General features: G+C 77.8%; 11 protein-coding genes. 4 read left to right on the top strand and 7 right to left on the bottom strand.

The window, feature by feature from the left end:
- Positions 1 to 47: 47 nt before the first annotated feature.
- Complete coding sequence (locus tag ACFUMH_RS15430; RefSeq protein ID WP_378207406.1) at positions 48 to 1,421, bottom strand: NYN domain-containing protein; 1,374 nt, start codon at positions 1,419 to 1,421, stop codon at positions 48 to 50.
- An 89-nt stretch (positions 1,422 to 1,510) separates the two neighbouring features.
- On the opposite strand from ACFUMH_RS15430, the gene ACFUMH_RS15425 reads away from it, so the two are divergent.
- A complete protein-coding gene (locus tag ACFUMH_RS15425) occupies positions 1,511 to 3,283 on the top strand; it encodes a PP2C family protein-serine/threonine phosphatase (RefSeq protein ID WP_378207403.1) in 1,773 nt (590 codons plus the stop codon).
- Positions 3,284 to 3,296: 13 nt separating this feature from the next.
- Here ACFUMH_RS15425 and ACFUMH_RS15420 read toward each other — a convergent pair whose 3' ends face one another.
- From ACFUMH_RS15420 to ACFUMH_RS15395, 6 genes are all read right to left on the bottom strand, one after another.
- Positions 3,297 to 3,707, bottom strand: coding sequence for a VOC family protein (locus ACFUMH_RS15420; protein WP_378207400.1), 411 nt, complete (start codon positions 3,705 to 3,707; stop codon positions 3,297 to 3,299).
- A 5-nt stretch (positions 3,708 to 3,712) separates the two neighbouring features.
- Positions 3,713 to 4,153 (bottom strand): helix-turn-helix transcriptional regulator, encoded by a 441-nt coding sequence (locus tag ACFUMH_RS15415; RefSeq protein WP_378207397.1) that lies wholly within the window; start codon positions 4,151 to 4,153, stop codon positions 3,713 to 3,715.
- Positions 4,154 to 4,206: 53 nt separating this feature from the next.
- The gene (locus ACFUMH_RS15410; RefSeq protein WP_378207394.1) at positions 4,207 to 4,881 is read right to left on the bottom strand and encodes a hypothetical protein; all 675 of its coding nucleotides are present in this window, start codon (positions 4,879 to 4,881) and stop codon (positions 4,207 to 4,209) included.
- Between the two features lie 19 nt (positions 4,882 to 4,900).
- Positions 4,901 to 5,833 (bottom strand): ABC transporter permease subunit, encoded by a 933-nt coding sequence (locus tag ACFUMH_RS15405; RefSeq protein WP_378207391.1) that lies wholly within the window; start codon positions 5,831 to 5,833, stop codon positions 4,901 to 4,903.
- Entirely contained in the window at positions 5,820 to 6,767 is a 948-nt protein-coding gene (locus ACFUMH_RS15400) for an ATP-binding cassette domain-containing protein (RefSeq protein ID WP_378207412.1), read from the bottom strand. Before ACFUMH_RS15400 ends, ACFUMH_RS15405 begins: the two co-directional genes overlap by 14 nt.
- Positions 6,768 to 6,939: 172 nt before the next feature.
- Complete coding sequence (locus ACFUMH_RS15395; RefSeq protein WP_378207388.1) at positions 6,940 to 8,253, bottom strand: outer membrane lipoprotein carrier protein LolA; 1,314 nt, start codon at positions 8,251 to 8,253, stop codon at positions 6,940 to 6,942.
- A 105-nt stretch (positions 8,254 to 8,358) separates the two neighbouring features.
- On the opposite strand from ACFUMH_RS15395, the gene ACFUMH_RS15390 reads away from it, so the two are divergent.
- The 3 genes from ACFUMH_RS15390 to ACFUMH_RS15380 all read left to right on the top strand — a co-directional run.
- Positions 8,359 to 9,036, top strand: a complete 678-nt coding sequence (locus ACFUMH_RS15390; protein ID WP_378207385.1) for a response regulator transcription factor — start codon at positions 8,359 to 8,361, stop codon at positions 9,034 to 9,036.
- The gene (locus ACFUMH_RS15385; protein ID WP_378207382.1) at positions 9,033 to 10,508 is read left to right on the top strand and encodes a sensor histidine kinase; all 1,476 of its coding nucleotides are present in this window, start codon (positions 9,033 to 9,035) and stop codon (positions 10,506 to 10,508) included. Before ACFUMH_RS15390 ends, ACFUMH_RS15385 begins: the two co-directional genes overlap by 4 nt.
- A 143-nt stretch (positions 10,509 to 10,651) precedes the next feature.
- A partial coding sequence (locus tag ACFUMH_RS15380) for a bifunctional proline dehydrogenase/L-glutamate gamma-semialdehyde dehydrogenase (RefSeq protein WP_378207409.1) occupies positions 10,652 to 13,532 on the top strand: 2,881 nt, incomplete at its 3' end.

The following is a 13,532-nucleotide window of genomic DNA, read 5'->3' as shown; positions in this document are numbered from 1 at the left end:
CGCGCGGGGCGACCGGGCCGTCGCGCATCGCCGATGCGACGTGACGGTCAGGCGTCCGCGAGACCACCGCCGACCCACGAGCGGATGGCCGCGGCGTCGCCCGACGTCAGCTCCATGCGCGCCCCGCGGCACAGGCCGATGACGTTGTCGGCCCACGCCCGTGCGACGTCCCGCGGCGCGCGCGGCTCCGACAGCGACAGGCCGACGTACAGCACGCCGGAGATCACGAAGTTCACGGTCGACCGGCCGACCTTGGCGCCCGCCTGCTGGCACGCCTCGTGCACGCGCCGCGACGTCGTCACGCGGTCGAACGGGTGCGCGGACACGTCGGCGGCCAGCGTCTCGAGCAGGACCCGGTACTGCGCCTGGCTCAGGCCCGGCGTGTCGGTCACGGCGATGACCTGGCGCTGCAGGTCGGTCGGGTCGGTGTCCGCCACCGCGCCCGGCAGGTCGGCCTCGCCGAAGCGGCGGGCGTCCCAGACGTGGCCGGGCGGGCGCGTGGAGACGCCCAGCTCGGGCAGCGTGCGGGTCAGCCAGGCGGTGAACCCGCCGGCGCCCGCCCACTGCGTGGCCGTCATGCTCGGGTCGGCGGTGAGCGCGGCCTGCGCGACCGCGCCCAGGGGGACGGGGCCGTCGGCCGTGCGGACGTGGCGCAGGACGGCGCGGCGCGCGCGGGCCTCGCCGGGTCCGGTCGCCGGGGCGGCGGCGTGCGCGGTGGCGCCGGCGGCCGGTCCCGAGCTGGTCGCCTCGGTCGCGGCCGGCGTGGGAGCGGGGGCGGCGGGCGCGGCGTCGGTCGCCGCGGCGGTGCCCCGTGCCGGCGGGGTGCCGGGCGCGTCGACGGTCGCCTCGCCGTCCCCGACCTCGTCGGCGTCGAGCGGCGAGAGCGTCTGCGTCACCAGGTCGGCGAGCGCGTCGGCGCCGACGACCGAGTCGGCGACCGACCGGTAGGCGCTGGCGGCGGGGCTCGCGGTGATGATGGTGACGCGCCGGTCGTCGGCCCGGCAGCGCTGCGCCAGGGGCGTGAAGTCCGCGTCGGCGGACACGATGACGAACTCGTCGTAGCGCGTGGGTGCCGCGAGCGCGTCGACGGCGTCGAGCACGAGGTTGATGTCGGCGCTGCTCTTGCCCTGCTGCGTGAGGGACGGGCAGTCGACGACGCGGAACCCGGCGCGCGTGAAGTTGGGCCGGTACCGGGAGTACACCGACGGGTTGAGGTAGCAGGCGCGCACGAGGAAGCGGCGCGTGACCTCCCCGTCCGTGTCGGAGCCCTGCGCGAGCTGCGCGAGCCAGTGCCCCGGCTCGGTGGCGAACGCCTCCGCCGCCGCGGGGTCGAGGCGCTTGAGCCCGATGTACACGTTGTCGAAGTCGACGAGGAGGGCGCTGCGCAGGACGCGCGGCTGGTCGGTCACGGTGACGCTCACGCGCCCATCCTGCCCTGGTGCGCGGCCGCGGGGGTGACGTCGGCCGGCCGGCCGCGACACCGTCGGTGCCGGCGTCTAGGGTCCCTGGGGTGAGATCGCCCTGGTTCCTGCGCGCGACGGCGCGGGGCGGCATGGGCGACGCGCTGCGCGCCGTGGACTGGGCGGCGACCCCGCTGGGTGCCCCGTCGGCATGGCCGGTGCCGCTGCGCTCGGCGGTCGAGCTGTGCCTCAGCACGCGGTTCCCCGTGCTGGTCACGTGGGGTCCGGCGCTCACGATGATCTACAACGACGCGTACCGCGAGATCCTCGGCACGCAGAAGCACCCGGGAGCCCTCGGGGCGCCGCTCGCCGACGTGTGGCCCGACGTGTGGGACGACATCGCACCGCTGGTCCGCGAGGTCATGGAGCACGGGCGGCCGACGTGGGTCTCGGACCAGCGCCTCGTCATGCACCGGTCCGGGTACGACGAGGAGACGTTCTTCACGTACTCCTACAGCCCGCTGCGCGACGTCGACGGGCGCGTCGCCGGCCTGCTGGACATCGCGACCGACACGACGCACCTCGTGGTCGAGCAGCGGCGCGTGCGGCTGCTGGCCGAGCTCTCCCGCCGCCTGCAGGGGACCGTGCCGTCGGTCGGTGCCGTGGTCGCGACGGCGGTCGCGCTGCTCGACGACGGTCCCGACGTGGTCGGCGTCGAGGTCCACCTCGGGCCGCCCGCCGGCGTCAACGTCATCGCGGCGTCCCCGACCCCCGTCGGCGCGCGCCCCGGGCTCGTCGTCGACGCGACCGCGCGCGGCGACGTCGTCGAGGACGGGCACGTGCTGGCCGTCCCGTTCCGGCTGGCGGAGGCGGACGGCCGTGCGGGCGCCGTGGTGCTGCGCCTGGGTCCGCTGCGGCAGGTGGACGACCAGGCGCGCGCGTTCGCCCGCGTCGTCGCGGACACCGTCGCCGCCGCCGTCACGTCGGCCCTGCGGCTCGAGCGGCAGGTCGCGGCGGTCACGCGCGTGTCGGACGTCCTGCAGCACGCGATGCTCGAGCCCGAGGTCGCGCGGGGCGACGTCGCGACCCGCTACGTGCCCGCCGTGCGCGAGCTGACCGTCGGCGGCGACTGGTACGACGTCGTCGCGCTCGCCGACGACCACGAGCACCCGGACGGTACGGACGACGCCGACCCCGGCACGCCGCGCGGGCCGCTGGGCGTCGTGGTGGGGGACTGCGTCGGCCACGGCCTCGAGGCCGCCTCGCGGATGGGGCAGCTGCGCAGCGCGGCGCGCGCGCTGCTGCTGCGCACGCGTCGTCCCGCCGACGTCCTCGACGGCCTGGACGCGTTCGCGCGCACGCTGCCCGGCGCGGAGCTCGCGACCGTGCTGTGCGGCGTCGTCGACCCGGACGCGGGGACGTTCACCTTCTCGTCGGCGGGGCACCCGCCGGGCCTGGTGCTGCACCCCGACCGCACGGTCACGTGGCTCGCGGGCGGACGCGGCCGGCCCCTCACGGTGCCGGCCGGCCCGCGGCCGCAGGCCGTCGTCCCGGTGGCGGAGGGCGACCTGCTCGTGCTGTGCACCGACGGGCTGCTGGAGCGGCGCGGCACGCTGCTGCGGGACCGGCTCGACGAGCTCGCGGCCGTGCTCGCCGGCCTCCCCGACAAGGGCGCCGACCCCGACGTGCTCGCCGACGCGCTGCTCGCCCGCATGGCCCCCGACGGCTCGACGGACGACACCGTCGTCGTCGTGCACCGCGTCGGGCCGCGCGACCCGGCGGCGCCGTCCGTCGCGGACCCCGCGCGCCGCGCGACCGTGCCCGCCCCGCGCTGGCCCGATCACGACGCGGCCGCCGCGGTGGGGGCGTCGGCCGGGGGCTGACCGCGGGAGCGGGTCAGGGCTGCTGGTTGATCCGGACCATGTTCCCCGCGGGGTCGCGGAACGCGCAGTCGCGCAGCCCGTACGGCTGGTCCGTGGGCTCCTGCACGACCTCCCCGCCGGCCGCGACGAGCCGCGCGAACGTCGCGTCGACGTCGGAGGTGGCGAGGACGATCGACGCGTAGCTGCCCTTCGCCATGAGCTCGGCGATGGTGCGGCGCTCGGCGTCGGTGAGGCCGGGGTCGGCCGCGGGCGGGTGCAGCACGATCGACGTCTGCGGCTGCTCGGGCGCGCCGACCGTGACCCACCGCATGGCGCCGTAGCCGACGTCGAGGCGCACCTCGAAGCCGAGCACGTCGCGGTAGAACGCCAGCGACGCCTCGGGGTCGTCGGCCGGCAGGAACGTGGAGGAGATGACGAGGTCCATGCCGCTCACGCTAGGGAGCCGGGTGCGGTCCGTGCTTCTCGATTCCTGACGGGTCGCATGACCTGCTTGGCGACGCACCCGGGCAGCCCGCGGCCCTCGTCGGCGGCGAGCCGGCGGTACGCGCTGGGGGACATGCCGACGAGCTCGGAGAACCGCGTGCTGAACGTGCCGAGCGACGCGCACCCGACCGCGAAGCACACGTCCGTGACGGACAGGTCGCCCCGGCGCAGCAGCGTCATCGCACGCTCGATGCGCCGCGTCATGAGGTAGCTGTACGGCGACTCGCCGAACACCGCACGGAACCGGCGGCTCAGGTGACCGGCCGACAGGTGCACGTCGCGCGCGAGCGCCTCGACGTCGAGGGGCTGCGCGTAGTCGCGGTCGATGCGGTCGCGCACGCGGCGCAGCAGCACGAGCTCGCGCAGGCGCGGGTCGGCGGCGGTCACGGCACCAGCCTGCCGCGTGGACGCCGCCGTGCCCAGCACCGGGCCGCCTGCCGTCAGTGGTCGCGTCGGACGACCTTCGCCGCGCGGGCCGCGAGCAGACCGGCGGCCCCGGTGCGCCCCGCCCGCAGCCGCAGGAACGCGTCGGCGTCGGGGCCGCCGGGCACGCGCCGCGGCAGCGAGTCGACCGCGACGAGCCACTCGGGCCAGCCGAGCGCGCGCGCGAGCGCCATGAGCCGCTCCGACTCGTGCTCGGACTCGCCGAGCTCCTCGCCGAGCAGCTCGCCCACCGCGTCGGCCGCCTCGGGACGGCCGGCGAGCGCGGCGAGCGCCGGCGCCTCGTGGACGCCGGTCGGTCCCGACCACGCCGCCGACTCGTCGTCGGGGTCCGCCACCGACGGGTCGGAGACGTACTCGGCGACGACGGCGGTGCCGTCCCACGCCCACAGCTGCAGCAGCTCGTCCCGGGTCACGATCACGACGACCACGGGCGTGCCCACCGCGGCCGACAGCGTGCCCGCGACCTCCTCGACGTGCTGGCGCCGCGCGGCGACGTGGCCGAGCGGCGTCTCGGGCACCGCGACGACCCAGCCCGCGTCGACCGGTCCGACCCAGCCGGAGAACCGCTCGGCGGTGAGCGCGTCCACCACGGCGTCGCGGTCGGCGCGCGTGAGGACGACGGCGTAGGTGAGGCCCTCCGGGCGGTCGACGTCGGTCCCGAAGATCGTCATGGGCCCGAGTCTGGCACCGTCAGGACGAGACGTCCGCCGTGGTGAACCGCGCCCATGCGAGCGAGCCGAACACCGCGACCCAGCCGGCCTGCACCGCCAGCCCCTGCAGCAGCACGCCCGCGTCGGGCTGGATGCGCAGCATCTCGGCGAAGTCGAACCAGTGCGTGGTGAGCAGCGCCGGGTGGATCGCGGACAGCTGCGGCAGCTGCGTCAGCACGCTGGAGACGACGGCCACCACGACCGTCGCCGCCATGGCGCCGACCGGCACCTCCGTGAGCGTGGAGAAGAACAGGCCGACGGCGACGAGCCCGGTCATCGACAGGCCCACGTACGCGACCACGCCCACGACGCGCAGCACGCCCGCCGACAGCGGGATGGTGTCGCCCGACAGGAGCGTGAGGTCGCCCAGGCCGAACAGCGCGGCGCCGACGACGAGCCCGACGACCGCGATGGCCAGCACCGCCGCCGCGGCGAACGCGAGCGCGGCGGCCGCCTTGACGAGCAGCAGCCGCGTCCGGCCCACCGGGACGACGAGCAGGTAGCGCAGCGTCCCGGCGGCGGCCTCGCCCGCGACCGCGTCGCCCGACGCGATGCCGATCGTCAGCGGCAGGAGGAACGGCAGGCACAGGAACAGCGACGCCACGACGAGGAACAGGCCGTTGCCGGTCACGCGCGTGACGAACGGCGGTCCCTGCCCGGCGAGCGCGGAGTCCTGCGTGAGGAAGAGCACGAGTGCGAGGAGCACCGGGACGAGCGCGAGGCCGACGAGCAGCACGACGTTGCGCCGGCGGCCCAGCACGAGCCGCAGCTCGGACCGCAGCAGGCGGACGAGGGCGCCGCGGCGGTGGCCGTCCGCCGGGACGTCGGGTGCGGTGCCGGTGGGTGCGGTGCCGGCGGGTGCGGTGCCGGCGGGAGCGGCGGCGACGGGCGCGGTCGTGTCAGCGGGCGACATCGAAGCCCTCCCCGGTCAGGTCCACGAAGAGCTCCTCGAGCGACGGGCGCCGCACCTCGAACGCGACGAGGTCCACGCCGGCGCGCACGAGCGCGGCGGCGACGTCCTGCGGCGGTGGCGCGGCGTCGGGCAGGCCGGCGACGAGCGTGGGCTCGTCGGCGGGCGCGGGCGCGGGCGCGCGGCCGTCGACGCGGGCGTCGGGCAGGCCGAGCCGGCGCAGCTCCGCCAGCCCCGGCTCGACGCCGCGCGGCGTCGTGCGGACCACGACGTGCACGCCGCGCCGGGCCGTGAGGTCCGCGCGCGGGCCCTGCAGCAGGAGGCGGCCGCGGCCCATGATCCCGACGTGCGTGCACACCTGCTCGATCTCCGTGAGCAGGTGCGACGACACGAGCACGGTCGCGCCGCCGTCGGCCAGCTCCCGCACGAGGTGGCGCACCTCGCGGGTGCCCTGGGGGTCCAGGCCGTTGGTCGGCTCGTCGAGCACCAGCAGGTCACGGGGCCGGAGCAGCGCCGCAGCCAGGCCGAGGCGCTGCTTCATGCCGAGCGAGTACTGCCGGTAGCGCTTGTCCGCGGCGGCCGCGAGGCCGACCCGCTCGAGGGCGTCGGCGGTGCGCCGCGCCCGCGTGCGCGGGTCGGTCGTCGCGTCGGCGGCGTCGACGCGCGCCAGGTTGGCGCGGCCGGACAGGTAGGGGTGGAACGCCGGCCCCTCGACGAGCGCCCCGACGCGCGGCAGGACGCGCCCGGCCGCGTCGGGCATCGGCGCGCCGAGCAGGTGCACGGTGCCGGCGGTGGGCCGCACGAGCCCGAGCAGCATGCGGATCGTCGTCGTCTTGCCCGAGCCGTTGGGCCCGAGGAAGCCGAACACCGCACCGCGCGGCACGTGCAGGTCGAGCCCGTCGACGGCGACCTGCCCGGTCGCGAACCGCTTCGTCAGGCCGTGGGTGCTGACCGCGTCGGCGGTGTCGGCGCGCGCGCCGGACGTGCCGTGCGCGGGCGCGCGCCCGCCGGCGGGCCGGGGGGCGTCCTGCGTGCGGGTCACCGCACCAGACTGCCCCGCGGCCGCCGCCGGGGGCGCGCCCGCCGAGCCGGTGGTGGTCACGACCGGCTCAGCCGGCGAGGTCGAGCAGCGTCTGCGCGGGCACCGCGCCGGCCAGCACGCGGCCGTCGTCGAGCACCAGCACCGAGAGCAGCGACGACTCGAGCAGGCGCCCGCCGGGGACGGGCGTCGTCAGCTCGTCGTACAGCGCCTGCTGGTCGAGGTCGGGCACCGGGCCCTCGCCGTCCGCGGGCACGAACTGGTCGAACAGCTGCTGCGCGCCCTCGGACGAGCCGAAGGTCTTGTCGGGCACGGCCATCTCGGCGAGCGCGGCGGGGTCGGCGGCGAGCAGGCCCGCGACGTCCACGCCGGCCAGCTGCACGACCGCGTCCCAGCCGTCGCCCGTCACCGTGACGCCCTCGGGGAGCGGCGGGGTGGCCGTCGGGTCCTCGAGCGCCTCGGTCAGCGCCTGCGCGTCCGGCGCGTCGGCGGGCAGCTGCGCCGGCTGCTCGGGCAGCGGCACGACGACGTCGCGCACGCTCGCGCCGGGCGGCGGGGAGAAGGCCAGCACGGCGTCCGACGGCGCGGCGAACGTCACGTCGGTGAACCCGACCTCGAGGGCGGGCGTCGCCGCGTCGTCGCTGCTCCACACCTGCACGCGCAGCGGCGTCCACGTCGCGGCGTCCACCGCCACGACGATGCGGCCCACGAGCGTGTCGGCGCCGCGGGGGGTCACGACCACCTGGTACGCGTCGCGGCCGGCGACGGTCGTGGCCGCGTCGACCCCCACGGTCGCGTGCTGCTCGGCGCGGGTCAGCGCGGCGCGGCCGAGCTCCTCCGGCGTCGGCAGGTCGCCCGCGACGGGCGGTGCGGCGGCGTGCTCGTCGGCCATGGCCCGGAGCCGCGCGCGGTCGGCGTCGGACAGCGCGTAGTGCACGACCTCGTCGTCGGACGACGAGTACGTCCAGGCCTCCGGGCCGGCGGCGACGACCGAGTACTCCGACGCCTGGCCGAGCAGCGACACGCGGGAGCGCTCGGCGCCGTCGGACCAGACGCGCAGCGTCGACGAGCCGCCCAGCAGTCCGATCGGGTCGGCGCCGCCGACCTCGACGAGGGACAGGTCCGGCAGGCCCAGGCGCGCGGTGTGCACGACGGTGCCCGAGAGCGCCTGCGGCTCGGCCTCGACGACGCGGGCGAGCAGCTCCTCGGGCGTGACCTCGGGCAGGCCCGCGGTGCCGGCCGTGGCCAGCAGCGGCGGGGCGGCGAAGGCGGCGCCGACCGCGACGGCGGCGACGGCGGGGACGGCCCACCGCGCGCGGTGCCGGCGCACGGGGGCGGGGGAGTCGGCGGCCCGGTCGGCGGGCGCGGGGGCGGTGGTGTCCATGTCGACCACTGTCGTCCCGCACCACTGAGCACACCCTGAGAGGCGCACCGGCCCGTCCGCGCCGTGCGGCCCGCCCGGCGCGGCGCGCGGTGGGATGCTGCCGGGGTGCGGGTGCTGCTGGTGGACGACGAGGTGGGGCTGACGCGCGCCCTGCGCCGGGGCTTGGCGGCGGAGGGGTTCACGGTCGACGTCGCGCACGACGGCGAGACGGGCCTGCGCCTGGCCACCGACGGCGAGTACGACGTGCTCGTCGTCGACGTGATGCTGCCGCGCCGGCACGGGTACGACGTCGTCACGACGCTGCGCGAGCGCGAGGTGTGGACGCCCGTGCTCATGCTGTCGGCCAAGGACGGCGAGCACGACGTCGCCGACGGGCTCGACGTGGGCGCCGACGACTACCTGACCAAGCCGTTCTCGTTCGTCGTGCTCGTCGCGCGGCTGCGCGCGCTCGTGCGCCGCCCGGTCGCGCCGCGCCCCGCCGTGCTGCGTGCCGGCGCCCTCGCGCTCGACCCCGCCACGCGCGAGGTCACGCGCGACGGGGCGCCGGTCGACCTGACGGTGCGCGAGACCGCGCTGCTGGAGTACCTGCTGCGGCACGGCGACCGGGTCGTCGGCAAGCTCGAGCTGCTCGACCACGTCTTCGACACCGGCGGCGAGGACCCCAACGTCGTCGAGGTCTACGTCGGCTACCTGCGCCGCAAGCTCGGCAAGGACGCGGTCGCGACCGTGCGCGGCGCCGGCTACCGGATCGGCGCGGCGGCGCCGGTGGCGCCGGCCACGTGAGCGCGCGCGGGCGGGCCGACGGCCGCGGACCCTCGACGCTGTCGCTGCGGGACCGCCTCACGCTGCTGGCCACGGGCGTCGTCGCCGTCGCGCTCGTCGCCGGTGCGCTGGCCCTGTCCGCCGTCATCGGCGCGAGCCGGGTCGCGGCCCTCGACGACGTCGTGCGGGCGCGTGCGGCGACCGTCGCGGCCCTCGTCGCGGACGACCGCGTGCCCGACCCGCTGCCCGTCGCCGAGCCGGGCGAGGTCGCGCAGGTGCTCGACGCCGGCGGGGGCGTCGTCGCGTCGTCCGCCACCGCCAGCCGCACGCTGCCGGTGCTGGACGCCGCGACCGTCGCGGCGTGGCGCCGCGACGCCGGCGACGCGGTGCTGGTGCGCACCACCGGCGCGAGCGCGTACGACGCGCAGGCCCGCGTCGCGGTCCGCGCCGTGACGCTCGACGGCGCCCCCGCGACCGTCGTCGCGAGCGTGCCGCTGGACGAGGTGCGCGGCGTGCTCGACGCGACCCGCCTCGCGCTCCTGCTCGTCGTGCCCGTGCTCACGCTCGGCGTCGCGCTGCTCGTCCGCACGCTGCTGGGCCGCGCGCTCGCGCCGGTCGAGGACCTGCGGGCCGCGGCCGACCGGGTCGCGCTCGCGGGCGGGCCGGGGTCGTTGCCCGTCCCGGCCGCCGACGACGAGCTCGCGGCCCTCGCGCGCACCCTCAACGCGATGCTCGACCGGCTCGAGGCGTCGGCCGCGCGGCAGCGTGCGTTCGTCGCCGACGCCGCCCACGAGCTGCGCTCGCCCGTGGCGGCCGCGCGCGCCGCCGTCGAGGTCGCCCGCGCCCACCCCGACGCCTACCCCGTCGACGAGCTGCTCGCCGACCTCGGGCCGGAGGTGGCCCGCATGCAGGCGCTCGTCGACGACCTGCTGGTGCTCGCCCGCGTCGGGGCGACGCCCGTGCCGCGCGCGCCGGTCGACCTGGCCGCCGCCGCGGGGGAGGCGGCGGCGTCCGCGGCACCCGCGGCGGACGCGCGCGCGGTGGCGCTCGAGGTGGTCGGCGCCGGCAGCGCGCTCGGCACCGACGACGGCGTGCGACGCGTGCTGCGCAACCTCGTCGCGAACGCCGCCCGGCACGCGACGACCCGCGTGCAGGTCACCGTCGCGCCGGCCCGCGTGACGGTCGACGACGACGGGCCCGGGATCGCGCCGGCGGACCGCGAGCGCGTCTTCGAGCGGTTCGTGCGCCTCGACGACGCCCGCGTCCGCGACGCGGGCGGGTCGGGCCTGGGCCTGGCCATCGCCCGGGAGGTCGCCCGCGACCTCGGCGGCGACGTCGTGCTGGGCGACGCCCCGGCGGGCGGTCTGCGGGCCGTCGTCACCCTGCCGGCCGTGCCGGCGGCCGGCCCGCGGGTGCGGACGCCCGGCGCGGTGGCGGATGATGGGTCGTCCCGCGGGCGACCCCCGCGCACCCCGACCCCGGAGACCACGTGACCGTCGACGACCGGCCCGACGCACGCCCCGACCGCCCCACGGACCCCACCGGGCCGTCCGGGCCCCGCGGCGCCGAGGCCGTCCCGGCCCCCGCGCACGCCCGGCCCCGGGTCACCGCCGACGACCGCTACGGCCCCGAGGACCTGCGGCGGCTCGAGGACGACGCGGTGGCGCTGGTGCGCCGGTGGCTCGACGCGAGCGCGGCGGAGCCGGTCGACACCGCCGCGCAGCAGCTCGCGGACGTGCTCGCCGACCCCGACGGGCTCGCCTTCACGGTGGGCTTCGTCGACCGGGTGGTGCGCCCGGAGGACGACCGCGTGGCTGCGCGCGAGCTCGCCGCGCTGGCGGCGTCCGCGCCCGGGTTCCTCGCACCGCACCTGCGCCTCGGCGTGCGGGCGGGCGCGCTCGCGGCGCGCGTCGCACCGGGCCTCGTCGTGCCGCTCGTGCGCCGAGCGCTGCGCGCGATGGTCGGGCACCTGCTCGTCGACGCGTCCGAGGCGCGCCTCGGCGCCGCGATCGCGCGGCTGCGGCGGCCCGGGGTGCAGCTCAACCTCAACCTCCTCGGCGAGGCCGTGCTCGGCCGGCGCGAGGCGGACCGGCGCCTGGCGGGCATCCGGGCGCTGGTCGAGCGCGACGACGTCGACTACGTGTCCGTCAAGGTGTCGGCCGCGGTGGCGCCGCACGCGCCGTACGCGTTCGACGAGACCGTCGACGAGGTCGTCGCACGGCTCGCGCCGCTCTACGACCGCGCGGCCGCGACGGGCACGTTCGTCAACCTCGACATGGAGGAGTACCGCGACCTCGACCTGACGGTCGCGGTGTTCACGCGCCTGCTCGACCGTCCGGAGCTGCTCGGCTGGTCGGGCGGCATCGTGCTCCAGGCGTACCTGCCGGACGCGGTGGACGCGATGCTGCGCCTGCAGGAGTGGGCCGCGGCCCGCCGCGCGCGCGGCGGCGCCCCGGTCAAGGTGCGGCTCGTCAAGGGCGCGAACCTGCCCATGGAGCACGTCGAGGCCGCGATGCACGGCTGGCCCACGGCCACCTGGCCGACCAAGCAGGAGACGGACACCCAGTACAAGCGCGTGCTCGACGTCGCGCTGCGCCCCGACGCGGTGGACGCCGTCCGGCTCGGCGTCGCCGGGCACAACCTGTTCGACCTCGCGCTCGCGTGGCTGCTCGCCGGCGCGCGCGGCGTCCGCGACGCGATGGACGTCGAGATGCTGCTCGGCATGGCGCAGGCGCAGGCCGAGGTGGTGCGCCGCGACGTCGGCCGCCTGCTCCTGTACGTGCCCGTCGTGCACCCGCGCGAGTTCGACGTCGCGATCGCCTACCTCGTGCGGCGGCTCGAGGAGGGCGCCAGCCCCGAGAACTTCCTGTCGGCGGCGTTCGACCTGGCCGACGACGCCACCGCGTTCGAGCGCGAGCGCGCGCGGTTCTCCGCCGCGCTGCGGGCGCTCGACGACGCGGTGCCGGCGCCGCGCCGGACGCAGGACCGCCGGCGCCCCCCGGAGCCGGTCGGCGAGGCGCCCTTCGCGAACACGCCCGAGACCGACCCGGCGCTGCCCGCGAACCGCGAGTGGGGCCGCGCGGTCCTGGCCCGCGCGGCGGGCTCGACGCTCGGCGTCGACACGCTCGCGGCCGCGCGCCTGGACGACGCGGACTCGCTCGACCGCGTGCTCGGCACGGCCGTCGGTGCCGCCGACGCGTGGGCGGCGCGCGGCGGCCGGGGACGCCGCGCGGTGCTGCGCGCCGCGGCGGACGCCCTCGAGGGCCGGCGCGCGGACCTGCTCGAGGTCATGGCGGCGGAGGCCGGCAAGACGCTCGACCAGGGCGACCCCGAGGTGTCCGAGGCCGTCGACTTCGCGCGGTACTACGCCGACCTCGCGCGCGGCCTCGAGCAGGTGCCGGGTGCGCGCTTCGCGCCGGCGCGCCTGACCGTCGTCACCCCGCCGTGGAACTTCCCCGTCGCGATCCCCGCGGGGTCGGTGCTGGCGGCGCTCGCCGCCGGGTCGGCGGTCGTGCTGAAGCCGGCGCCGCCCGCGCGCCGGTGCGGCGCGGTGCTCGCCGAGACCCTGTGGGCCGCCGGGGTGCCGCGCGACGTGCTGCAGCTCGTCGACGTCGACGAGCGCACGCTCGGCTCGGCGCTCGTCGCGGACCCGCGCGTCGACCGCGTGGTGCTGACCGGGTCGTGGGAGACCGCCGAGCTGTTCCGCTCGCTGCGCCCCGACCTGCCGCTGCTCGCCGAGACGTCGGGCAAGAACGCGATCGTCGTGACGCCGTCGGCCGACCTCGACCTCGCCGTGCGGGACGTCGTGGCGTCGGCGTTCGGGCACGCCGGGCAGAAGTGCTCGGCCGCGTCCCTCGTCGTGCTCGTCGGGTCGGTCGCGCGTTCGCGGCGGTTCCGCACGCAGCTGCTCGACGCCGTGACGTCGCTGCGCGTCGGCCCGCCGGACGACCCCACCACGCAGATGGGTCCGCTGGTCGAGCCGGCGTCGGGCAAGCTGCTCGACGGCCTGACGACGCTCGGCCCGGGGGAGCGCTGGGCCGTCGAGCCCCGGCGGCTCGACGCCGAGGGGCGGCTCTGGACGCCCGGCGTCCGGGTCGGCGTGCGGCCCGGCTCGGACGCGCACCGCACGGAGTGGTTCGGTCCCGTGCTGGCCGTGATGACGGCGGGCACGCTGGACGAGGCGATCGCGCTGCAGAACGACGTCGACTACGGCCTCACCGCGGGGCTGCACTCGCTCGACGAGGACGAGATCACGCACTGGCTCGCGCACGTCGAGGCCGGCAACGTGTACGTCAACCGCGGCATCACCGGCGCGATCGTGCGGCGCCAGCCGTTCGGCGGGTGGAAGCGGTCGGTCGTCGGCCCGACGACCAAGGCCGGCGGGCCGCACTACCTGTTCGGCTTCGGCACGTGGCACGACGACCCGGTGACGGCGGGGCACGCGGCGGCGGCGCTGCCCGCCGCCGTGACGCGCCTGCTCGACGCCGCCGCGGCGGCGGGGCTGCCCGCGCCGGACC

Origin of the sequence: Cellulomonas sp. NPDC057328, from assembly GCF_042667215.1 — a bacterium.
Lineage (GTDB): Bacteria > Actinomycetota > Actinomycetes > Actinomycetales > Cellulomonadaceae > Cellulomonas.
Note: the sequence above shows the minus strand (reverse complement) of the source record. Positions and strands in the feature narration are given on the sequence as shown.

Excerpts from the sequence above, each read along its gene's own strand:
- ACFUMH_RS15420 (WP_378207400.1), bottom strand. The coding sequence starts at position 3,707 with ATGGACCTCGTCATCTCCTCCACGTTCCTGCCGGCCGACGACCCCGAG.
- ACFUMH_RS15410 (WP_378207394.1), bottom strand. The coding sequence starts at position 4,881 with ATGACGATCTTCGGGACCGACGTCGACCGCCCGGAGGGCCTCACCTAC.
- ACFUMH_RS15405 (WP_378207391.1), bottom strand. The coding sequence starts at position 5,833 with ATGTCGCCCGCTGACACGACCGCGCCCGTCGCCGCCGCTCCCGCCGGC.
- ACFUMH_RS15395 (WP_378207388.1), bottom strand. The coding sequence starts at position 8,253 with ATGGACACCACCGCCCCCGCGCCCGCCGACCGGGCCGCCGACTCCCCC.